Raw genomic sequence first — 24,669 nt, 5'->3', positions numbered from 1 at the left:
CGATTCCTCGTCATTGCTTCATGTTCACTTCACAGCATGTTCATTTCGCGGAAACTGTCTCTAATCTTGCGCAGCTCTTGCTGTGCTCGACCATAGCGGGAAGCGTAGGTCCAAGCAAGCACTTGATGATAATGCGAAGGTGTTTCAATCGTGGTCACGTTATACATGGCCAGATTCCCATCTATTTCTCCTTTTAGGGTAAACTCAATGGCAGGATATCCGTTCACCACCATATCTGAAGCGGTCCCCAATTCAGGGTCCGTAATTCCTGACACCAAATGATCCTCAATGATTCCTTTATATTCTTGAAGAGTCATACTGCTGTCAAAATCGCTTTTCGGTTCAGACAATACAATCAGATATCTTTCGGTAAATTCATTTTTAATGGCGATGTCCGCATCCTCATTAATCCTATTATCTCGTGACCAATTCCAGGGAGCCGTAACCGCAAACTGGCTATCCTTACTGGTAAATACCTCAGGCTTCATGATTTGCGTAATGAGCATAGAAATTAAAGATACAGCAAAAACCATTGAAATGATCGTCGTCAGGATGATTGCTCCTGCAATAATCCCGGTTTTCTTTCTGCCCACCTTTCCCAAATCCCTTACCTTAACCACATATGTATTCGCAGCCATATCTCCAATCCGTTGTTTCCGAGGTGTCACCAGCACACATATACCGGCGGGCAGTCCCATGAAAAGCAGCGGATTCGTATCCACCAGATGTATGAGAGTGCGGATCAAGGATTTAACCATGCCTGGCGGCCTTCCTTCTCCATTCACAACCTGAATACGAAGTACAAACTTGCCCAGCGTATAGCCTGTAAGTCCTTCCAGTAACAGATAATAGCAGAAGGAGCCGATCAGGAAGAGCATCACTACCATACCCATATTTGGGGTTTCCGCTTCAGCTACTTTTTCCGTTGTAAAATATACCAGCCCTCCGTACCCAAAGACGATAAGAATGAAGTCAATCATCCAAGCCGCCCATCTTCTGAAAAAGATAGAGGCACCGTATGTTTCTGATAATACTGCCATCTTATCCGGTTCTCGTCGCTGATAACCGCCATTCCTCACAAATTCTCCCGGAGCTACTGTAGATGGATTTTTCAATAAATTAGGTTCTTCCAAATGATACACCCCTGATGTCAATTTAATCCTAGTTAAGTATAGCATCCTTTTTCATCCAATGGAGCAAGCCTGACAGTGCACTGGAGTAAACCGAATCCCGCCGATGAACAAACCACACCTCTAATTTACGATATTCCTCAGGTAAACGATGAGAAGCAATACTTCCCGCCTCCTCTGCCTTTGCAATCGACGATTGTGGCAACATGGACACTCCCAAACCAGAGGCTACTCCACCCAAAATGACTTCCAAGGTTCCGAATTCCATAATCTGATACGCATCCACACCTGCATCGCTCAGAAAACTTTCCGCTCTTGCCCGATGTGTGCAGCCTACATCGAAGAACAGCATAGGCTTGGCAAGCAACTTGCTCATATCACTTTCTCCCGGTTCCGAAATAAGCACCAACTCCTCTTCAAACGCCGCAACATGCTCTATATGCGGATCATCGACGGGGCCATAGACGAACGCTCCATCTAATTCGTAATTTAATACCTTTTGTACGAGATCATGGGTGCTGCCTGTCATAAGCGATAGATGGACATCAGGATATTGAGCGTGATATTCCATCAATAAAGAGGTCAGATGCGTAACCGCCGCCGTCTCAATCGAGCCCAGTCGCAAAGGTCCCGCGGGCTGGTCTGAATATTGAGTGGACTTTACAGCCTCGTCCAGCAAGGTCAGTATGGTATCCGCATATTTCAGCAGATTCTCTCCTGCTGGCGTTAACGTCATTCCCCGGTTAGATCGGCGAAATAGCGGTACGTTCAATTGTGCCTCAAGCTGCTGAATCCGCGAAGTCACATTGGACTGTACATAATTCAAAACTTGCGCAGCCTTCGTGATACTGCCCTCGCGAGCGACGGCCCGAAAAATTTTCAAATCACTGCTTTCCATGTATACGTCACCTGCTTGGTATGATCATTTGTGATACTCACGTTCGATTTTGTTCATTTTACCGGATGCTTGCCGCTCTGTACAATTCAATATACATGCAATTGCATCTAAATTCGCACCACGGGAGGTTTTAAAATGAAAGCCGTGATACATGCCAGCAAAAACGGCCCTGAGGGTCTGATGTATACAGACGTTACGGACAGACAGCCAGGGAACGATGAGGTGAGGGTAAAACTCAAAGCCGCAGGCTTGAACCATCGAGACTTATTCCTCATGGCAGATCGAGCTGCCAACGATGCTCCACTCATTCTCGGATCCGATGGAGCAGGTGTGATCGAGGCTGTGGGTGCTGGCGTCCCAACCTCGCTGGTAGGCACCGATGTAATGATCAATCCCTGTATCGGATGGGAAAATACGTATCATGTTCCCTTGGTTCCAGCCATTCTGGGCGGACCTTCGGATGGGACATTCGCTGAATCGATTATCATCCCCGTCCAAAATGCCGTCAGTAAACCAGCATACCTTTCATGGGAAGAAGCAGGGGTACTGCCTTTGTCTGCTTTGACCGCTTACCGCGCGCTCTTCACAAGAGGCCAATTGCAGGAGGGTGAGCACGTCCTCATTCCCGGTATTGGCGGTGGTGTAGCCACGTACGCCATGCTTATGGCTTTAGCGGCAGGTGCACGGGTCAGCGTCACATCACGCAGCGAAGCAAAGAGGCAGGCTGCCCTCGCCCATGGCGCTAATCATGCATTCGACAGCCATAGCGGATGGAAAGAAAATATGAACGGAGACACCGTAGATCTGGTCCTTGACAGTATCGGTCCTGCTACGTTCGATAAATATTTGGATGTCCTCAAGCCAAACGGTCGGATTGTTACATTTGGCGCAAGCTCAGGAGATCAAGTAGAGATTCCACTGCGGTCTATATTTTTTCCTCAAATCAGTATCATCGGCACCTCTATGGGCAGTGGCGAGGAATTCGCAGCTATGCTTCAGTTCATGGAGCGCCATGCACTCCATCCGATTATAGATAGCGTATTTCCTCTACAAGACACAGCAAAAGCCTTCCACCGTATGCAGCAGGGAGCGCAGTTAGGCAATATAGGAATCAGGATAGAGTAAGGAGTCTGAACGAAGTATAGGAATGGAAAAAAATCCACTACCGTAAAATGCCTTCATCCAGAAGTCAATTTTATGGTAGTGGACCTATTTAGTCGATCAAACGATGCTGGACCCATTTGTTGCCCCGGAAGCGCCAAAGGAAAACGAGTCCCCGCACGCCCCATTCAATATCCATAGCCAACCAGACACCAACAATCCCCAAGTTGAACACAATGCCCAAAATATACCCGAGCACCACCCGACACAACCACATGGACAGCATTGAGGTGAGGGACGTAAATTTTGAATCACCTGCTGCCCTTAGTGCAGAGGGTGTGATAAAGGCAATGGACCAGAGCGGAATCTGGGCCAACGTATTAATCAGTATGACAACAAATATGTCATCTACGATTTCGGCAGGCGGATGAAACAGCCCCACCATCGGCTCAAACAAAGGCATCAGGATTAATCCCATTACAATAAACGAACAAGACGACAGCCAAATAAACGATTTGGTAAACTTGCGTGCATCCTCGACATTTCGACGTCCCATGCATTGACCGACCACGGTTACAATCGTAAGAGCCAAAGCATTCGCAGGGATTTGGAACACGTTAGCTAGGGATGAGCAAATGGCATTCGTCGCCAACGCATTGGTTCCCAGACTCACAATGAAAATTTGGGTTAAAATTTTCCCCCCATTAAAAAACATCTGCTCCGCTGCAAAGGGAAGCCCGATAAACAAAATCTTTTTAAGCATGGCCAGATTAAAGTAAAGCATATCTCTAAGCTGAACACGCAAGTCATCATCTACCCTGACCAAATAGATCAGCGCGCACACTGCTCCTGCATATCTGGACACATTGACGGCAATCGTCATGCCCAGCACACCCATATCCAATACATTAATGAATACCACATTGAGGAGCACGTACGAGAGGTTCATGATGAGAGAAAGAGCCAGCGATGCCCTCGTCTTCCCGATCCCCCTCAGCGCTCCACACACCGCCTCAACGATTGCAATCCCCACAAAAGACATACAACTTCCCAGTAGATATACCTTACCGTTAGCTAATACATCAGGCGAGGCGGAACCAAACAGAACACTCAAAATCGGATTGTACAACACGATCATAAACAAACTGATACATAAGGCCAGCAAGGAAACGGAGGAAATGGTACCGGATGCGGCTTTAGAAACCATGAGGTCGTTACCGCTCCCCTTATACTGTGCCACGACAACCGTTCCCCCGGTAGACACTGCGACAAACACATTAATCAGAAAAATATTCAAAGAATCAATCATATTTACGGCACTGACTGCCGCCATCCCCGACGAGCTAATCATGGCCGTGTTCACCAAATTAAGACCCACGATAAAAGCCTGATCAATCAGCAGCGGGATAAACAGCGCAATCATCTGTCGATAATCAATAGACTCTCCTGAAAAATGCTTATTCAGAAAGCCATGTGTTCTCATCCTTACACTCAGTTGACTCATATCATCACATTCTTTTTCTCAAATTGAAAAAAACCCTTCAACAGAAGAGCCTTCATGGCGAAAAAATGTATAAAGTTGCAAGGCTAGATGTGTCTAGTTCTTGATTCTGTACACTTTTCTCTACATAGAAGTATTGCTCCAAAAGAAAATCCTGTCAATGGTCTTGCTCACATTTGAATAGAAAATAACAGAAAAACCTGCTCAGCTCAGTGAACAGGTTTTGCAGCAGTATTATAATGCCTTAATATGTCATTAAAACCTTGTTAAAAGAATGGCTATGATCTTCTCGCAATCAAATCTTGTTGAATAGAAGCTTCATTCTTTTCGAATTTTTTATAAAAAAACATAGGAATGATCCCGATCAAGAAGATGATAAATGGCAGCCAGATAAAGCTGAACTGAATGCCAGACAACGCCGTAGGGGTTTGAACTTGCCCAGCGATGTAACCGGTGCTGCCCATAATCCATGCTGGCAATAATCCGCCAATTCCGCTACCCGCTTTAATACAGAATGCGCTTCCAATAGAGGTCAGGAAGCCACTTGCCCGAATACCATTTTTCCATTCCCCATAATCGACTGTATCTGACAACATCGCAAACGGCATAGAACATGCAAAGCCTGATCCTAACGCACCAATAATCCAGCCGATAATAATGAGAGTTAAGTCTGTACTTCCCATTAAAATCACGACTTGACCCAGCGCAGCTAATATCAATCCGATAATCATAATCGCATTTTTACTTAATTTTCTGGCAAAAAACGGAATCAGAACCATCGAGATCAACTGTAAGGAGGTCAGTCCATTGATTAAAGGTACTAAGTCCTTACTGTCCAGATTGTATTGCAGATAAAAGATGAGCGTTGCTGAACGAATATTCAAACCGATCCAGTAACACAAGTTGGCAGCTACAACGAGCATCCAGGGCCAGTTTCGTTTGATCGCTGTGAAGCTTTTAGCAATGGGAACGGACTTCGTTTTCACTGCTGCATTTTCTCGCAAATCGGCAAACGCTATGAAAAACATAATAATCGCCATGATTCCAAATAAAACAAGCGTTAAGGAAAATCCTTTTTGATCATTCCCCTGTCCAAAGAAAGCAACCAAAGGTAACGTAAACGTCGTGGCGATGAAGAAGCCCACATTCCCCCCTACCATGCGGAAGGAGTTCAAGACGACGCGTTCATTAGAATTGGTGCTCAGGTTAGGCAGAATAGACGTAATCGGCGTACTAATTCCTGTGTACAGGATGCCGGCTATGATATACGTAATGGCGGCATATGCAATTTTGCCCGACTCACTCCAATTGGGCGTCGTAAACGTAAGGACCATGAACACAGCGAACGGGATTGCTAACCATAGAAAATAGGGTCTGCTCTGGCCGTATTTTGACTTCGTTCGATCAATCAGGATGCCCCAAATCGGGGCATCAATAGCATCAATAAAACGGGTGATAAATAGTAATGTCCCGGCAATCCCGATAGAAAGACCGAATACATCTGTATAAAAATATAATAGATAACTGGAAATGACACAGTACAACAGATTGCCGGCCGTATCCGTTAATGAATAGCTGATTTTACGATGAAAAGGAACGGTACTGGTTGCCTTTTCCGGTGGTTCTGTACTCACAATTCTCGTACTCATGATCTTTCCTCTCCCCATGCGAATGAATTATGATTCATAAACCCATACACGCATTTCCCCTTTAGCCCGATTGCACCAGGCGTAGTAAGGAATGGCGGTAATTTGTTGAGGAACAAATTCAGGGGGCTCCGAGCTGTATAATGCATTCGAATTTTTTACCCGGTGTCCCTCTATGGTCAGCTTTACAATGCCACCCAGCAGGTTTCCGCTGAACTCTTCCGTAATAAGACTATCCTTCGTCAATCTTAATCCTGCCAAATTCGCTCCATTATCCACTTCTTCCAGGCAAAACACGACTGGTCCGCGTTGGAGAGCAATTTGCTGCTGGTTCATGGAGACCAGCGGATTGCTCCGAATGCGCTCAACTGGCATAGCCAAATGCAGAGTTACCACATCTCCGTCCTTCCAAGTACGCTGAATCTCGATATAGCCTTTTTCCAGACGATCTAATGATATGGTTTCCCCATTCACCTTTACCTCTGCCTGCTTGCACCACCCTGGAATTCGCAGTGCCCATTTAAAGGGAGTTGGCTCTGTTACATGGATCGAAAAGGTTAGATCCGCGTCCCATGGATAATGATGAGTTTGTGTAATTTCAACCTCATGACCAGATAAAGTCATGTTCACCTTGCTGGCAATGTACAGATGCGTATACAACGTATCGTCCGTTTGGGTGTACATATTGTCCTCAACCGATGCAATCATTCGTGCCAAATTGGGCGGACAGCAGGCGCAGAAAAACCATTTTTGCCGTTCTGTTTTTACATGCTCTTGATCTTTTCTGGATTTTTGAAAGGGATTAACCTCCAACGGATTCACGTAGAAAAATCGTTTCCCGTCCAGGTCCATCCCACTAATCGTCCCGTTGTATAGCGCACGCTCCAGCACATCGGCATATTTCCGGTTCGGCGCTAAGCGCAACATACGATTGGCCCAAAAGGCCAGCCCTACAGAGGCGCAAGTCTCACAGTACATGCTGTCATTAGGAAGATCGTGATGGCAAGTGAACGCTTCCGCGTTTACAGTAGAACCGATCCCTGCGGTGATGTACATTTTGTGATTCGTTACATCATCCCACAGCGTTTCACAGGCTTGTAACAGGGAAGTATCCCCTGTTTTCGCGGCCAAGTCCGCCATCGCAATATACAGATATACCGCTCTTACCGCATGGCCGACTGCCTCTTTTTGTTCCCTCACAGGTTGGTGAGCTTGCTGGTATTCGAAGCCTAAGCCAAAATTAATGTTGTTATCATCATTCCAGGTGGGCTCTGTTTGAATATGTTTTCTCTTTTCTTGTTCCTCTGCAAAGTAAATAGGATGCTGTCCCCGCTGTTCAATAAAATATTGCGCTAATTTGAGATATTGATCCTTTGCAGTTACGTCGTATAATTTGATCAAGGCCAACTCAATTTCTTCATGCCCAGGGTAGCCTTTCCGTTTCCCTTCTTCCGTACCAAAAATCTGCTGAATCAGGTCTACGTATTTCTCCATAATGTGAAGAAACTTCGTTTTGCCCGTCGTTTCGTAATAAGCAACAGCCGCTTCTATAAAATGCCCTGCACAATACAGCTCATGATTATCTCTTAGGTTCGTCCAGCGATTATTGGGTTCCTTAAGCAGATAGTACGTATTCAGATACCCATCCTCAGCTTGAGCTCTTCCCAACAATTCAATCACTTCATCAGCCCGCTCTTCAAGCGCAGAATTCGGATGATCCCTTAAGCTAAAGGCAACCGTCTCCAGCCATTTGGCAATATCACTATCCTGGAAAACGGTCCCATAATACTCCCCACTGGATTCCCCGGCTGCAATCCTAAAGTTTTCAATCGCATGACTGGGTTCTGTATCTGGTAATTCATCATTTAATGCTTTCCACTGATAAGGAATAACCTCTTCCGCCACAACCTGCTTATACTTTTTCCAAAATAAATCGTCAACGATGACATGCTTAACTGGCTTTGCCGTTTTCATTGGATAAACATCCCTTCCTGTAAATAGAACGCTTTCATTTTTTGAAAAATAAGGATAAAGTATTGATAATATCGTACAAGCTAACCTGAGTTCCCCTTGCTACAGTCCTTATTTTATCAACCTGAATTTATAAAAAAAATCGCGATCTTTAACTAAAACTTATACGATTTCACACACAAAGGAGCTGGCTTCCATGAGCAAAACAGACTTTCTATCATTCCTTGTTCCTCCACTGCCTTATTTCATTGAGGGGAATTTTACTACATATCAAAAAGGGGATTGGCACCCGAATAGGTATAATCTGGGTTATTTTGACGTAATAATCATTAAAGAAGGATTGCTGCACATTGGTGAAGAGGACGAAGTGTGGAAGGTAACTGAAAATTACGCTCTCATTCTTGAACCGGATAAACATCATTTTCCCATTGAGGCATGTACAGAACAAACCTCCTTTTACTGGTTCCATTTTCAAACCAATAGCATGTGGTGCGCACAATCCTCGTCCAATCCTATTATACCCAGCACTCCCATTCCCGAGCTGCATTTTCATTCAGAACATACGACCATTCATTTGCCTAAAATTCAAAAAGTGGTGAATCCACATGAGCTATTTTCGAAATTAGACTATTTACTAGCCTCTACTTTAAAACCTAGAAAACTGGCACTCTGGGAGGCCCAACAGACGTTTGTGAATGTTTTTCAGAGTTTGGAGTATGATCAGAATAATAAAGACAGCTCCTCTAAGTTGGCGGAACAGATCGAAATATACCTAAAACAGAATTACAAAAATACAATCACCAATAAAGATTTGGAGACCCATTTTCACGTACATCAGAACTATCTCGCTAGATGTATGAAGGTCGCCTTCCAGCGCACACCGCTTGAATATTTAATGGATTATCGACTGGATCAAGGGCGTAGTCTTTTGCTACAAACCGACTGGTCTGTCCAACAAATTACCGAGGAAACGGGTTTCTCCCAAGCAAGCTATTTCTCCAAATGCTTTAAAGAAAAATTCGGAATGTCTCCGAAGAATTACAGACAGCAATACTGGAAACCAGTTCACTGATTGCTTACATCATCTTTATATTCCCTTTACATTTTCATTGTTTTCTTTTGATATTCTCGCTTTATACTGAGTCGGTTATATCATTTGCACTTCAGAAAAGGGGCATACATATGAAGTCAACTAAACTAGCATTATTAGCCATGTTAACGGGGGTTCTGATATCACCAGAACTGACCCATGCGGCAAACATTCAGCCGTCCGGGTATGCACCACTACGAACACAGGCAGATAAAATGGGGGCGACCATTACATGGGATAGTGATGACCAGTCTGTTTTGGTCAAACTGAAAAATGGCATTGTCGGAACCTTTACAGTTGGTGAGAAGGAATATCGTCTAGCTGGACTAACCGGAAAAGCGGACCAGGAAATTAAGATGATGAATGGAAATGTATATCTTCCTACAAAACTTCTTACAGCGCTTGAAGCAGAGAACAACAAATATGCAGATCCTAAGGACGCAGTTCCCACCTATAAAGTGATTCCCTCTGCCGAAACAGAAGCTGTGGAGGATGGAGAAGACGCAGCCGACGACCCTGCCATCTGGCTCAACCCGGTCGATCCAGAAAAAAGTAGAATTTTAGCAACTAATAAAGGCGGCGGGATTTTAGTCTATGATCTGGAAGGCAAGCAACTGCAAAACATGAAGGTCGGAAAAATGAACAACGTGGATCTTCGTTACGGTTTCACCTTGGGCGGCAAAAAAATCGATATCGCAGGCGCAACCAATCGAACCAACAACACGATCGATATCTTTGCCATTGATGGTGCTTCAGGAAAGCTGACCAACGTGGTTGGCAAACCCATTAAAGCATCTATGAAAGAAGTATACGGATTCAGCCTATACCATAGCCTCAAGACAGATAAATTTTACGCGCTCGTATTGGGCAAAGAGGGTGAATTTGAACAATATGAGCTGACTGATGACGGAAGCGGCAAAATTGCAGGTAAGCTTGTCCGCCAGTTCAAGCTGGCTACGCAATCCGAAGGCATGGTTGCTGATGATGAATATGGTACGATCTACATCGCTGAAGAGGATCACGCCATTTGGAAGTATAGTGCCGAGCCAGACGGTTCTTCCGAGCCACTGCGACGTGTGGATATTGCAGATGGGCGCAGACTTCACGATGACATAGAGGGACTTACATTGTATTACGGTAAAGATGGCAAGGGATATCTCATGGCCTCCAGTCAAGGAAACAGTAGCTATGCGATCTATGAACGACAAGGCGACAATGCATATATAAGCAACTTTACGATCAGCGCGAGCCCTACCGTTGACGGTACGTCTGTCACAGACGGTATTGATGTTCTTGGCTACGGATTAGGCAAGAATTTTCCTCATGGTATCTTCGTTGCACAAGATGACGAAAATCTTCAAAACGACAAAAAGTTAAATCAGAACTTTAAAATGGTGCCTTGGGAGCGAATCGCTACGGGAGCCCCTACCCCGCTAACGATAGACGATGGCATCAACCCGCGTGAATTGGTAAACAGAAGCACGCAGTAATGCCTGCCAGGGGAAATTGACTCAACATTCCGACTCTATTCATAGAAAAAAGGGGTGTCCTAAAAGCCATAAAACGGCTGCTTGGGACACCCCTTTTTGTTTTTAAGCGGAAAAAGGTTTAAGATCCAGCACCAGCACATTTACCGAGTTGGCTGGTAAGTCTAAGAGGACAGAATCCGTATGAAGCGTGATCTGCTGTTCGGTAGGCACTATCTTCTCATCATTCTTCTTGTTCACGTTAGGTACATGAACAAGCGAGGAATCGCCGGTTAGTGTAATCAGCTTAGCGTTGGACTCAACACTCAAATCTTGTAGATTCAGCTGTGTTACCTTATCCACGCTGTCGGCATTCACCAGCTTCACATATACATGCTCAGCATCTTGGGTTACCGAGTTGAACACGTCTCTGTTGTAAGCCTCCAGCTTATAATCCAGCACTTTACTGTTTGTCACGCCGTCGGTATATGAGCAAATCAGGTTGCTGCCTGTTTCACCGCCATAGTTCACTGTTATGGTGTAGTCCGTGTTGTCGGCCAACTCTTCATAGCTGGCCGCTCTCAAGTTACCTGCGGCTGTACTGGAAGAGTAGTCACCCAATGTGTAGCCTTCTATGCCTTGCTTGTAAACCTTCACGCCGGTAGCCTTGCCGCCATAGCCGATCGCGTATTCGACAACGTCCTTTTTCTCCGCAGAAATATCCGTGAGACCCGCACCCACATAAAAACCGTCCGTGCCGGAAATGCGGGAGGCGATCACCTCTACCTTGTAATTGCTCCAGCTGTCGTTCAAGATGTACAGACCATTCAGACCGCTATCCTGAGCTTTGAGCACAAGCCCCTTGCCTTCCTCCACTGTGTAGCCCACGGAACCAGGAATGACCTGCCAGGCCGAATTTAATTCCTGGGCGAAATCTTGATCCAGCAGCACACTGCCGTCCTGGTTAGAGGTAACGGTGACACGCTTAATCATAACGTCGGCATTGCCTGTCGCGATTTCAATTCCACCCTGAGGAATGAGATCCGTTGGCTTGCCATGTTTGTAAGTAGAGAAAGAAGTGCTCAATACTTTATTGCCCAAATATTTAGCATACATTTGCTGTACATAGTAGTTCGGCGTAAACCACACCGTTTCGTCATCGAACCAGATGCAGTCTGGCGTCCATCTGTAGGTTCCATCTGTCAGGACTTTGTTAAACAACGGCGCATAGGCAGCCAACCGAACGACATCGGCATTATTTTCGAAGCCCGTCATCACCGCAGCCTCTGCTACAGCGCCTGCCAATGTATTTTTATCCGTTGAGGCGTACTCCCCGACAAAAACCTTTGATGTCGCGTTCCAGTTAATACTGCCGTCCCCGTTGTAAGCTCTGTAGTAGTAGTTATAGCGGTCCGCGTTATTCAGCAGATATTCGTTAGAACGATAGTAGTGCTCGTCTGCAATGGTGTCCATATAGTCCTTTTGCTTCTCATACCAGGTTACCGTTTCTTCCGTCACCTGGTTACCATCTGCAAAAGCAACCTTAGCCGAACCGGTCATATTACCGCTTAAGAACTTCCAGCCCTGCTGATATGCATCGTCGTCTGCTTGAGCGCCAACTGTGGAGATGATATGCAGCTCATGACCCGGATAGTTTTTCTCCATATATTCATCAATCGACGTTTTGAACACTTCAAAGTTGGCAAAGAACTCTGTGCCCCAGTTCTCGTTACCCACACCCAAATAACGCAGATCGAATGGAGCTTCATGGCCCATTTTTTTACGCATAGCAGCCCATTCATTATGTTCAAAATCCACACTAATCGCAAAGTCGATCAGATCCGTAAAGTTCTTAATATAGTATTCTCTTAATGCGCCTCCAGCGGGATGAGCATAATCCGAGCGGGCTTGGCAGAGCACGCCGCAGGCCATAACCGGAAGCGGAGCTGCATTCAGGTCTTCTGCCAACTGGAAATATTCCATATAACCAAGTCCCATGGTCATCATATAGCCCCATACATTAAAGTTTTCCTTGCGCAGCTCGATATCCCCAATCGATTCCTTCCAATCGTATACGTTTTCCCATATAAACGAACCCTCGGAAATGCAACCACCCGGAAAACGCAAAAACTTCGGATGCATGCCGACCAGCGCGTTCACCAGATCTTTTCTCAATCGGTAGTTAGGATTACCCTGATAGTTGGCGTGTGCCGATGAAGATTGCTCTTCCTCTCCTGCACCCCATACATCTTGTGGGAATAAGGAGACCATATCAACCGAAATGTCCCCTTCAAATGTAAGCGCCAGCTGTCCAAGAACCGTAGCTGAGCCTATCAGCACAAGCCTGGAATCGATGCCGTACTTCTTCCACGTGTTGCCGCCTTCCACCTGTATCGTAATTGAATCACTAATGGCCTTTTCATTCGAGTCTTGCAGTTGCAATGTGATTGTGCCCGCTGAATCGGCCTTCGCCCAGATGGTAAACTCATATTTATCACCCTCTTGGATGGACATGGCACAATTCTGATTAGAATCCGAAAAGCCCTTGTTCCGAATCGTTGCACCATCCGCTACCGTCACATAATAGGAGTTCACTTCTTTGTCTTTTGCACCTAAGAACTCATTTAATCCACCGCTATGTTGTGGAGTCATCTTGTCCGTATCACCAGACCAGGCGAACAACGGGTTGCGGTTCCGTCCTGTAGAGCAGCCGCATTCACCGGAAGCATGGGAATACGTATCAAACTCGAAAGATTCAAAAGAGCGATTCTGAACGAGTTCCGCATATATCCCGCCATCTGCTGCGTTATTGATATCTTCATAGAACAAGCCGTACATCACTTCGCTGACATCCAGCACTTCCTTATTTCCATGAATGGTCAGCGTGTACGGAGGCAGCTGTTCAGGAAGAACGGATACTTCAAAGCTTTCTTCAATCTGGCTTAGGCCCTTCGTCAATAAAGCTGTGACGGTAACCCCTTGTGCGGAGGTAATCGCCTGCACCTGACCATTGTCAGAGAGTATACCAGGTTGGCTGGATTTCCAGGTCACTTCTACTCTTCCACCCATCAGAACGGTTGGCAGAGATAAGTCCTTGGTCACAATCGTCGTCGGAAAGGACAAATATTTATCTCTGGCAAGCTTCACGATCTCTTCATCTGTCAACGAATCGCACATGACCTCAATGACTTCATCTGCCGACAAGCCTGCTTTATAAATTCGAAAGTCTGAAACGGAGCCGGCAAAGTCTACATCCGCCGCATGCTGAGAGCGACCAATAAAATTGTTGCTGTAGTTGGACGAGTCTGTAAACGTTTCGAACCATTTACGCAGCTTGGCATAGTTACCGCTGGAAGTTTGACTGATGGAACCGTCCGCTACCACCTCACCATTGACATATACCACCGGACCCGCACTGCTTAATGTGCCGCCTTCTGTACCGATTACGGACAAGGCTATGTGCATCCACTCATCCCTGACAAAACCTCTTCCCGGGTCTACGGACAAATCCGCCTCGGTGAAAAGGGTTCCGCGCAGATTCCGTGTCATGAACATATATGGCCCTGTATGGGCTTTACCAAAATCAAAAACACGTTCCCACATATCTGTGAATCTGCCGAAGTTGACCCAAGCAGTAACCGTCACACCGGTGTTATCGCTTACATCTTTGAATAGATCGGAAGGAAGCTGGATATACGAGGTACCGTTGGGGCCTCCCTCAAGCGTCAATGCCGCTCTACCGGTAGCATGGGAAATTGTGGGTGTTACTGTGCCTGAAGCAACCCCATCGTTACCTTGCCCTGAGCTATCTTTGCCGACGTTCTCTGCATCATCAAACTTGTAACGCGCAATGATTTGATCTTGGAATTTGGTCATATTCGTTGCTCCTATACCTATAGTTTATTAACGTAATGACTAATTAGTTAATATAAATACATACTATATAGCTATAGTACCTTATCCTGAGTACCTTTTTCAATCCAATAAATCGGATTTATGAAGAAATTCCTTGAACGAGCTACATAAAAAGGCAGCCATCACAGAAGATACTCTGCGATAACTGCCCTTATGCTTATAAAGAAGCTTGACCGTAGCTATGTTACCCGTTCAGTTTTTGTCCACAATTCGGACAGAAGTTAGCCCCTTCGTTTTTTGTACCGCAATTCGGACAAAAATTGGGCTTATTCCCGTCTCCAGATGGAGAGGGGGCAGCAGGTGTAGGCTGAGTCTCAGCCGAAGGCTTTGGATTCGGGTTCAAATTCTTCATCATTTCATTTGCTATATTCATCCCCATCATCATACTCGCCATATCTGAAGCAGCACCGCCGCCTTTTACATTACCCGATGCAATCCCGTCCGTCATCGTCACTTGTTGGTACTTTTGCAGATTACCGATCATTTCATGAGAGGCTGTCTTCGTAATCATATCTTGAATCTCTTGAGGATAATTGAAACTCATCACATGAAAGCCAGTAATCGTCATACCGTTGTCCATCACTTGCATATCCAGATCTTCTTGAATACCTTTTGAAATGTCAGAAGCATTCGCCTGCAGATTGAACATGTCCTTTCCTTCTCTGCTGATCCACTTCATCAATAACTGATCCAATACTGAAGTAATGCGTATTTTAACATCCTCAACGAGATAACTGTCCTTCACTCCGGCAATCTTATCGATGAGCGTAACATAATCGTTCACTTTAAAATTAAATGTGCCATTGGCACGGATCGGCATCCCGCCTGGCAGCTGGGGAGTCGGGATCAGCACTGGATTCTGCGTCCCCCATTTGACAGTAAACTCCTTCGTATTAACGAATAAGACCTCTACCCTCATGCCACTGTTAAAACCAAATTTAAACCCTTTTAAGGTGGATAGAAATGGAATAATGTCAGAGTCCATGTTATATGACCCTTCATTCTCAAAAACACCCTCTATTTTGCCGTTATTTACAAAAATCGCGTCTTGACCGGAGCGGATAATTAACTTACTTCCTTTTTTAATTTCACAATTACTCCACTTCCAGAAAATCATATCATCTCTAAATTCTTCCCATTCTACAACATTTGCAAATTGATTTCTGAAGAATCCCATACTGTATCCATCCTTTCCGTTTAGGATTTTTGCAAAATCCTCAGTTAAAATGATCCTCTGCTGCCGCTATGCGAATGACCGCCGCTGGTAGTTCCGCCACCACCGCCTGAGCTACTGCTACTGCTGCTCTTTTCAATCTTCCGTTTCGTTGTCGTTGTGTGAAGATACTGATCTCGATGCTCCAGAACTCCTGAAGCGTTCGCATCCTCGTAGGTCTGTCGATTTACCGTAACCCGACCGCCAGAATTGGAAACCATCTTGCCCACGATCATCGCCGCCAATCCCAGTGCAATCGCCAAATGAAGCCAGCCTTTAAAAAATATACTGTCTGGGTTCACCCCTGGACGGATCGCCAAATATTTGTGCGCGCCTAGAATATACTTTTGAAATGCCAGCCCATAGTTGCCGTTCGTCAGATCCGGGCTAATCTCGTGGCGTATTTTAGTAAGCCTGTCATCATCCAGATACCGTTCCGCCTTATAAAATCCGGCTAAGTATACCTCTCTATTTCTCATATCCATCGTTAAAATAACCGCGTTCCCATGAGCTCTGTCATACCCAGGGCCATGGTCATCATAAAAATCCTGCGTCATTTTCATAACATCCATATTGTCGGGATTGAGGGTAGTATAAATAATAATGTCCGTTTCTCTTTCAGCCCCGTATTGATTAGCCATCGTGTTCAACACATCATACTCTTCCTGATTGAGCAGACCCGCTTCGTCATATATCAATGGCTTCATTTCTGTCGTTGCTGGTTCGCCCTTCATTTCCATAGGAAGCGACAGAAAAACAGCAAAGAACAACAAAACGGCTACAATGGCTCTATGTCTTTTCAATAGAATTCTCCTCCCATCATCAACCAAGTGATTAACCTTAATGAAAAGAGAGTAATGCCGAAAATGCCTGCAAACCAAGCCGTCACCTTGAACTTGCTAATCGGAGGCTTACCAACTACCTTGCCCGTCTGTCCGTTCATAGCAAACGTATGCTCCAATTGATTATAGTCATAGTGTATGACCCATACCGGGAGCAGAACATAATCCGCTTGTTTTAATGTAGTATCAATTTGCTTTTCCGTATAACTTACGGCCGTATACTCTGACACCGTAGAATGAATATAAGCATCAATATATTCCTTCACTTTTTCTTTCACTCGCGGGAAAAGCTCTTCTTCGTTATAACTGTATTTCTCTGCAATATAACCTGCTAGATATGGCATTTTAAAGGGTTTTAGCTGATCGTATGGAAATGGCTCCAATTTATCCATCAGCTCGTCGTTCATTTTCTCCGCAGCATCAATCGGAACCTTTACATAATTCAAACGGATTTTCCGATATACATCAAAATGCTTCGTTTCCGTATATTCGTAGTCTCCACTCGTATAGGTTCGCACTTGGGTACCTTCACCTTGAACCTCAATTTTATTATGTAATTCATATAACCAGAAAGGCACATACATCCCGGTTATTCCCTTGATTCGGTCTGCTATCATGAACCGATTCGGCGTCAGACGGCCATTCTTGCACCATTTTTTGAAAGCAGCTATGGCTTCTTCCTTACTGATTGAAAAAGGAATAACCTGCGCTGGAGCCAGCTTCCCAGTCAGTCGATCCCCGAGAACCACGGCAGAACCACAAAAGCTGCACACCGTTGCACTCGTCTCCACTTCGGTCATAATCACCGCTCCGCAGTTATTACAATGATACTCATGAGCCTCATCTTCTGAAAAAATACGATTTATCAGAGGATCAGGAATAGATTCGATATTGTCCTCTCTTCCGCAACTATGACAGGATAACCTCCCTGTCTCACTGTCAAAGACCATACCGCTGCCGCAGTTGGGGCATTTGTATTCGATAACCGGCATCTGCTCACCTCTTCATGTAGATACTGTTATTCATCTTCTGCATTCGTACTCTTCTTGTATTGTGCAAATAAAGCATCCAGGTCGTCCTTCGTCCCTGCCCGAAGCTCGGCTATAGCCATCGCCTCATCATACGCTCTGTTCACCTGCTCTTCCATAACCTCAAAAGCAGAATTCCCGTTGCCGATAGAATTCAAGGTTTGCTGTGCTTTGGCAACCGCCATCTTCCCTTTAAGTTCAGCGTGCCGCGCTTCTAGTTGCCCCATATCGGACACCAACTTCTCCTGCATTATCTTCATATTTACGGCGTTTGTCGAAGCTACATCATAGGACGTTTGTAATTGTTCCAATTTCTCCGCTTGCAAACCTTTTCTCTCCAGAAACTTTCGAGCTTCCTCTTCATTACCAGCTTCCACAGACTTACTGGCATAATGCTGGAGCTTTTTGATCCCGGCTTTGCATTCATCCAGTGCTCTTTTCGCCCTTCTCTCATCAGCCAATACTGATACCGTCTCCGCTTTCACCTTGCCTAGATCACTGTTCAAATTCCGCATATAATCGTCAATGGTTTTCTCCGGATCTCCCACCTTATCCATTAAGGCGTTAACATTCATTTTCATAATATCCCTAAACCTCGACAAAATTCCCATGATGACCTCCTTCGAAAGGACTACATTCCACCATATCATACATCAAATCCAGTAAAAAATGTTCATTATAGCTCTATATACTGACCCACTGATCACTTTCGGATGTGTGTTCGTTTTATGATAAAAGCAAAGGGTCCAAAAACCCGCTACAGATTTTTGAACCCTTTTATTTTATTGTCTTGATTATAGTTCTTCATAGGACTTGGGGTCCTGCCCCCATATCCGTCCATCCTCACTGCTAAATGCCGAAATCATGTTCATTTCCTCTGGAGACAACTCAAAATCAAAAATATCCAAATTCTCCGTTTGGTGATTTAAAGAAGAGGCCTTCGGGATCGGGATTGCTCCAAGTTGGATATGCCAACGTAAAATCGCTTGTGTAGTCGTTTTACCATGAGCAGCAGCAATTTTCCCAATCTCTTCATTCTCCAGCATACTGTGACCACGACCCAAGGGGCTCCACGATTCCGTCACGATGCCCTGTTCAGCATCTTTTGCACGCTGATGTTCCTGATTAAATAATGGGTGCAATTCAACTTGATTTAAGCTCGGCGTGACACCTGTTTCCCGAATTAAACGTTCATTATGCTCGGGCAAGAAATTGCACACCCCAATGGAACGGATATAGCCCCTTTTCTTCGCCTCAATTAACGCCTGCCATGCTTCAACATATCGATCAATTTGGGGATTCGGCCAATGGATTAGGTACAGATCATAATAGTCCAGACCTCCTCTATATAATGACTCTTCGATCGTTACAATGGCTTCTTGGTAAGCATGTCGGCGACCTGGTAGTTTGGAGCAAACCAACAATTCTTCTCTGGGCACAGAGCTCTGCTGGACCGCTTTCCCAACAGCCCCCTCATTTTCATAGTTGAACGCTGTGTCGATCAGACGGTAACCTGCATCAACCGCGCTGGTAATCGCCCTCACTCCGTCTGCACCCTTCAATCCAGCAGTCCCAAATCCAATGACGGGCACTTTAGTCCCATCATTCAATACCTTCTCCGGAATTTGTTGGTTCATATTAACAGCCTCCCTTACTATTCTCTTATACCGTAACGCCTTTAATGCTCAGAAAAATACAGCGAATGACTCGGTTCCTCCTATACTTATTACCCACCAGTTCGTGACTTTCCTATTAAATTCTCTGTATGCTACATCAAAAAGTGCCTGATCCCCGTTGAAATCATACTTGAAGTCAAGGAGTCAGGCACTTGTATACCACTACCAAATCATATAATCCACTTCATGCTGAATTGCTTGGTTGTCCAACACAAAGTTGAAGCGTCTTAATTTTTATTTCAAGCCTTTCCATACCCAGTTCTCTACCTCTGGCAAGTCAATACCCTCTTCGCGAATGAATTGATGATGTTTCTTAACCGTAGCATCCATTTCATCCACAATATTTGTGTACTTCCCAGCGTCAGGTAAGTTTAGAACAGCTTCCTTCACTAAGTCAAAACGATCCATTTGATTCAATACACGCATATCAAATGGTGTCGTAATATCGCCGTTCTCACGGTAACCATGTACACGTAAATTATGATTGTGACGATCAAAGAACAAATCTTTGATCAGACCTTCGTAACCATGGAAAGCGAAAACTACTGGTTTATCCTTTGTGAAAAAATGATCAAACTCGGCGTCAGATAATCCACGCGGGTCTAGCTTTTGACTTCTCAGTTTCAGCAAATCTACCACGTTGATGTACCGAATCTTCAATTCAGGCAGTTTTTCATGCAAAATAGAAATTGCAGCTAAACTTTCAATCGTTGGTTCTGTGCCAGCAGAAGCAATGACAAGGTCAGGTTCTCCACCTTGATCTGTACTTGCCCAGTCAATGATCTTCAACCCTTTATCCACCAATTCTTTCGCTTCATCAGCACTAAACCATTGTGGACGTGGGTGTTTGGACGAAACAATCAAATTGATCTTTTGACGGTCGTTTAAAATAGTGTCGAAAACAGCCAACAAGGAATTGGCATCCGCTGGCAGATACTCCCGAATAAATTCCGGTTTTTTATCAGCCAAATGACCTAACAAACCTGGATCTTGGTGTGTATACCCATTATGATCCTGTTGGAACACCGTTGAAGTTGCTACGACATTCAATGATGGGATATCTGCACGCCATCCTTGATCCGTTGCTTTACGCAGCCACTTAAAGTGTTGGGTGATCATTGAGTCAACCACACGCAGGAAAGCTTCGTAACTTGCAAAGAAACCATGACGACCAGTTAACACATAACCTTCCAGCAATCCTTCAGCTTGGTGTTCGGATAATTGGGAGTCAATTACGCGGCCATAGGACGACAAAAATTCATCATTAGGTTCAATAATTTGGTCCATCCATTGGCGTTTGGTTACTTCAAAAACAGGAGCCAAGCGATTAGACATTGTTTCATCCGGTCCGAAGATTCTGAAATTACGATTTTGTTCATTTAAGACAACCACATCTTTAACGTATTTCCCTAAAACCGACATATCTTGCGCAATCACTTTACCAGGTACGGAATTATCCAGCGCATAGTTACGGAAATCCGGCAATTTCAAGTCTTTAATGAGGTTCCCCGCATTCGCAACAGGGTTCATTCCCATACGTTTATCGCCTGTGGGCAGAATTTCAGCAAGCTCAGAGTTTAAACGACCGTTTTCGTCGAACAATTCCTCTGGTCTGTAGCTATTCAACCATTCTAACAAAGCAGGTGCGTGCTGCATATTTTTTTGATCAACCGGAATTGGAACCTGATGGGCACGGAATGAATTTGTATTCGGCACGTTGTCCCATTCCTTTGGACCCGTCCAGCCTTTAGGTGAACGGAATACAATCATCGGCCACGCTGGACGAGTAAGATCATTATTTTCACGCGCATTCTTTTGAATAGCTTCAATTTTCTCGATGGCCGTATCCAATACTTTCGCCATTTCTGGATGCATGTGATCCGGATTTTCACCTTCAACAAAGAATGGCTCCCAGCCCAAACCTTTAAAGTATGAGGTCAATTCTTCTTTCGATTGACGAGACATAATCGTTGGGTTACTAATCTTAAAGCCATTCAAGTGCAAGATTGGCAGCACTGCACCATCCGTGATCGGGTTGATAAATCTGTTAGAGAACCACGAAGCGGCTAATGGACCCGTTTCAGCTTCGCCATCACCAATAACAACAGCCGAAATCAGATCAGGATTATCCAGAATAGCACCTACACCATGAGAAAGGGAGTAGCCTAATTCTCCACCTTCATGGATAGATCCAGGCGTTTCAGGAGCAGCATGTGAAGCAATACCGCCAGGGAAAGAGAATTGTTTGAACAATTTCTTCATACCTGGGATATCTTGCGTAATTTGCGGATAGATTTCGGTGTAACTTCCATCCAGATATGAATTTGAAACCATAACCTGACCGCCGTGACCAGGGCCCTCAATGTAAAGCATGTTCAAATCATATTTATTAATAACACGATTTAGATGTGCATAAATAAAGTTTTGTCCTGGAATTGTGCCCCAGTGTCCAATAGGCTTAACCTTCACATCTGAATCTTTTAAAGGCTCTCTCAACAAAGGATTATCTTTTAAATAAAGCTGACCTACCGAAATGTAGTTCGTTGCACGCCAATATGCATCAAGTTTTTCTAAATATGTTTTAGATGAATAATCTGCTAACACGGGTGATAATGACATGGTGTCCACTCCCTAAGTAGTATTGTTTGTAATTTATTTCCGGAAATTTCATCTACATGTACATCATAACGCCGCGCCGATTAAATTCAACCTTTTTCACAAGTGATACGGTCCAATTTTGTGAAATTTTGAACATACTATGAAATATAAATTAAAAAGACAGTAAAAAAGCTCTTACATTAAAATATATAGAAGTATAAACCAATAAAATTTGTAATAAACGTTGCAATCGCAGGCTCCAATCCTTTTCTCAAAATTATAAAAAAAGACCGGAGAATTCTCCAGTCTTATCATTAGTGAACCGATACAAAGGTATTAAATTTTAAATATTTGTAATGAAATCGCATATGAGAAAACTCAAATGGCGTACCGTTATCTAAAAAGAACACACCTTCCATAATACCTACAGGCTCATTTTCATTTAAATGTAGCAGCTTTTGATCATTCTCTTGAGACGGTTCTGCAAAAATGGATAAAAAAGATTTGGTGACGGCCAAGTTCCGCGAGTCCTCCAAATAATTAAAAATGGACCCCTCGATAATGGTCTGATTTAAATTCTGGACAATTTTAATGGGAATATAGCCCGTTTCAATCATAAAAGGATCATCATCAAACAGACGTAAGCGGACAATTTTGTAAACAAAATCATGAGTCTCCAAGAACAAATCGCGCTGTAATTCTTCTGTTGGCGGAATGACCTCAAAACTCAATACTTTGATCTTAGGCTTTTTACCATGCATTTGAAAATTATCAGTGACCCCTAGATTAGAGCCTTCGTAGTTAAAGATAGATTCATTTCTTATGTATAATGGATTAATAAATGTCCCGGAACCTTGTTTTTTGAAAATAATTCCGACACTCTCCATTTTAGTCAGAGCACGTTTAATTGAACTACGACTAACCTGGTAAGTCTCACTAAGACTACGTTCATCTGGCAATCTCATATCTGCAAACTTTCCCGCAAAGATTTTCATCTTGAGATCGTCAATAATTTGCTTATAGACAAATTGTGTCATATAGTACTCCTCTTTCAGGTCTTCTATAACTCTATTTAGTTTACCATAACTTGCCCATTTCATCTCATGTTTGTTTCTATATGCAGAGTGAGCTTTCAGCGGATGAGAAGCGCCCTCGCTTTTACTTTACATCTCTATGCATAATACCATGATTACACATACATAACACCACGGAACGCACCTGCAAAACAGTAGAAAATACAGAACCCCTCACCTTAATATCGGTAATAAGACCAAGCCTGTTTCGAACCTTGAGGGATGTTTGACTAGACCAGGCTAAAATCCTTGAATACATTGTTATTATTTATCTTGTTCAAACGTTTTCTAATAAGAATGGTGGGGGGGGATCACATTGGCAATCCGCTACAGCGTCATCATTCCAACCTATAATCGAGCCCAGCAATTGTTGCTCACACTCGCTTCATTTGAGACACAAACCTATCCAAAGCAACTATTCGAAGTCATTGTAGCTGATGACGGTTCTACAGACGGAACGAGAGAAATGGTCGAAGGCTTCAAAGCATCCTATCCTCTTATCTATGTGTCACATCAGGAACAACGCGGTCGATCTGCCGTTCGAAATTTGGGACTGCGCCGTGCAAGAGGGCTATACATCATCTTCTGCGACGCTGACTTTGTAGTATTACCGGAATTTATTAGGATCGTGAGCCGTTATCACCGTAAATATCCCAAGTCCGTGCTTTCAGGCATTCCTCACTCGTGGGACGATGCTTTTACCCATTATTACCCTGACTTTTCTCCTGAAGAAAAAGAACAATGTCGCAACATACTTACGCAGTCCAACTTATGGAATGCTGACTATGAAGCAGCAAACGAAATTACTCCGATCATAACCCCAGAAGATATCCTTCACCAAACGGGTGCACTGTCTAAAGTAGTTAGTCCCACAAGGGTTCCTCCTCATACGCAGAAACAATTTGCCTCAACGGACGTAGCCCCCTGGATGCTGCTGGTTACCCGTTGTGTAGCCATCAGACGCAGTCACTTGATTCGTATTGGAGGTTTCAATGAACGGTTTGTGCTCTATGGACTCGAGGACTGGGACCTTGGCTATAGACTGCATCGCTTGAAGATCCCTTTTTATTGCATCAAAGAAGTGGTCGGATACCATCAGGAACATCCCACCTATCTTAGAGGTAACGTGTTAAATACGGAAAATCTGAGAATCATGTATGAAACCTACGGATTCAATGACTCCTCGTTAAATTTATTTGCCCTTATCCCTCCATCCGAGGATTTTGAGACCTACAAAAATACGTTGCGGGTATTGCGCAGGGGATTCCGCTCTAGGTTAACACGCTCATCAGCACTGTTATTAAGAAGAACACTACACATTGCAGCCAAACAGTTCTACGACCAAGGCCATACTCATGCATACAAAAAATCATTACACTTGATAAAAAGGAAAGCAGCGAACCGGAAAAGTCGAGTCGCTCACGTATTACGAGAGATGCTGGTGAAGTCTGAAAAGCTGGTGGAATAGCAAGAGGCCGGAAGGTCCCGAGACACATGAATTTTTCCCGAAATAAAAAGACT

General features: G+C 44.3%; 17 protein-coding genes. 4 read left to right on the top strand and 13 right to left on the bottom strand.

What is annotated here, in order from left to right; all coding sequences use genetic code 11:
* Positions 1–29 precede the first annotated feature (29 nt).
* Together MKY98_RS01105 and MKY98_RS01100 are read right to left on the bottom strand one after the other, a co-directional pair.
* Positions 30–1,178: an RDD family protein gene (locus MKY98_RS01105; RefSeq protein ID WP_069010164.1), complete on the bottom strand. Its 1,149-nt coding sequence runs from the start codon at positions 1,176–1,178 to the stop codon at positions 30–32.
* On the bottom strand, positions 1,162–2,028 hold the full coding sequence (locus tag MKY98_RS01100) for a LysR family transcriptional regulator (protein ID WP_049816966.1): 867 nt from the start codon (positions 2,026–2,028) through the stop codon (positions 1,162–1,164). The genes MKY98_RS01105 and MKY98_RS01100 overlap by 17 nt, the downstream gene beginning before the upstream one ends.
* Before the next feature lie 135 nt (positions 2,029–2,163).
* On the opposite strand from MKY98_RS01100, the gene MKY98_RS01095 reads away from it, so the two are divergent.
* A complete protein-coding gene (locus tag MKY98_RS01095; protein WP_069010165.1) occupies positions 2,164–3,153 on the top strand; it encodes a zinc-binding dehydrogenase in 990 nt (329 codons plus the stop codon).
* A gap of 88 nt (positions 3,154–3,241) precedes the next feature.
* On the opposite strand, the gene MKY98_RS01090 is transcribed toward MKY98_RS01095, so the two are convergent.
* From MKY98_RS01090 to MKY98_RS01080, 3 genes are all read right to left on the bottom strand, one after another.
* Positions 3,242–4,633, bottom strand: coding sequence for an MATE family efflux transporter (locus MKY98_RS01090; protein ID WP_069010166.1), 1,392 nt, complete (start codon positions 4,631–4,633; stop codon positions 3,242–3,244).
* 275 nt (positions 4,634–4,908) lie between these two features.
* A complete protein-coding gene (locus tag MKY98_RS01085; protein ID WP_029516920.1) occupies positions 4,909–6,279 on the bottom strand; it encodes an MFS transporter in 1,371 nt (456 codons plus the stop codon).
* 27 nt (positions 6,280–6,306) lie between these two features.
* Entirely contained in the window at positions 6,307–8,250 is a 1,944-nt protein-coding gene (locus tag MKY98_RS01080; RefSeq protein WP_069010167.1) for a glycoside hydrolase family 127 protein, read from the bottom strand.
* Between the two features lie 193 nt (positions 8,251–8,443).
* Between MKY98_RS01080 and MKY98_RS01075 the strand changes: the two genes are divergently transcribed.
* Both MKY98_RS01075 and MKY98_RS01070 read left to right on the top strand, forming a co-directional pair.
* Entirely contained in the window at positions 8,444–9,319 is an 876-nt protein-coding gene (locus tag MKY98_RS01075; protein WP_069010168.1) for a helix-turn-helix transcriptional regulator, read from the top strand.
* Positions 9,320–9,429: 110 nt separating this feature from the next.
* On the top strand, positions 9,430–10,827 hold the full coding sequence (locus MKY98_RS01070) for a phytase (protein WP_069010169.1): 1,398 nt from the start codon (positions 9,430–9,432) through the stop codon (positions 10,825–10,827).
* 102 nt (positions 10,828–10,929) lie between these two features.
* Here MKY98_RS01070 and MKY98_RS01065 read toward each other — a convergent pair whose 3' ends face one another.
* The 8 genes from MKY98_RS01065 to MKY98_RS01030 form a co-directional block, all read right to left on the bottom strand.
* Positions 10,930–14,679: an alpha-L-arabinofuranosidase C-terminal domain-containing protein gene (locus MKY98_RS01065; RefSeq protein WP_069010170.1), complete on the bottom strand. Its 3,750-nt coding sequence runs from the start codon at positions 14,677–14,679 to the stop codon at positions 10,930–10,932.
* A 223-nt stretch (positions 14,680–14,902) separates the two neighbouring features.
* Positions 14,903–15,895, bottom strand: a complete 993-nt coding sequence (locus tag MKY98_RS01060) for an SPFH domain-containing protein (protein WP_069010171.1) — start codon at positions 15,893–15,895, stop codon at positions 14,903–14,905.
* 44 nt (positions 15,896–15,939) lie between these two features.
* Positions 15,940–16,734: a TPM domain-containing protein gene (locus tag MKY98_RS01055; RefSeq protein WP_069010172.1), complete on the bottom strand. Its 795-nt coding sequence runs from the start codon at positions 16,732–16,734 to the stop codon at positions 15,940–15,942.
* Entirely contained in the window at positions 16,731–17,765 is a 1,035-nt protein-coding gene (locus MKY98_RS01050; RefSeq protein WP_069010173.1) for a TFIIB-type zinc ribbon-containing protein, read from the bottom strand. Before MKY98_RS01050 ends, MKY98_RS01055 begins: the two co-directional genes overlap by 4 nt.
* Positions 17,766–17,791: 26 nt before the next feature.
* On the bottom strand, positions 17,792–18,412 hold the full coding sequence (locus tag MKY98_RS01045) for a PspA/IM30 family protein (RefSeq protein ID WP_069010174.1): 621 nt from the start codon (positions 18,410–18,412) through the stop codon (positions 17,792–17,794).
* 183 nt (positions 18,413–18,595) lie between these two features.
* Positions 18,596–19,438: an aldo/keto reductase gene (locus MKY98_RS01040; protein WP_069010175.1), complete on the bottom strand. Its 843-nt coding sequence runs from the start codon at positions 19,436–19,438 to the stop codon at positions 18,596–18,598.
* A gap of 273 nt (positions 19,439–19,711) precedes the next feature.
* Entirely contained in the window at positions 19,712–22,096 is a 2,385-nt protein-coding gene (locus MKY98_RS01035; protein ID WP_069010176.1) for a phosphoketolase family protein, read from the bottom strand.
* 293 nt (positions 22,097–22,389) lie between these two features.
* Positions 22,390–23,112 carry a GntR family transcriptional regulator gene (locus MKY98_RS01030; RefSeq protein WP_043882022.1) on the bottom strand — a complete coding sequence of 241 codons (723 nt, stop codon included), beginning with the start codon at positions 23,110–23,112 and terminating at the stop codon, positions 22,390–22,392.
* 352 nt (positions 23,113–23,464) lie between these two features.
* Between MKY98_RS01030 and MKY98_RS01025 the strand changes: the two genes are divergently transcribed.
* Positions 23,465–24,616 carry a glycosyltransferase family 2 protein gene (locus MKY98_RS01025; protein WP_069010177.1) on the top strand — a complete coding sequence of 384 codons (1,152 nt, stop codon included), beginning with the start codon at positions 23,465–23,467 and terminating at the stop codon, positions 24,614–24,616.
* Positions 24,617–24,669: the final 53 nt, after the last annotated feature.

Source organism: Paenibacillus sp. FSL M8-0228, from assembly GCF_038007385.1.
Classification (GTDB): Bacteria; Bacillota; Bacilli; order Paenibacillales; family Paenibacillaceae; genus Paenibacillus; species Paenibacillus polymyxa_D.
Note: the sequence above shows the minus strand (reverse complement) of the source record. Positions and strands in the feature narration are given on the sequence as shown.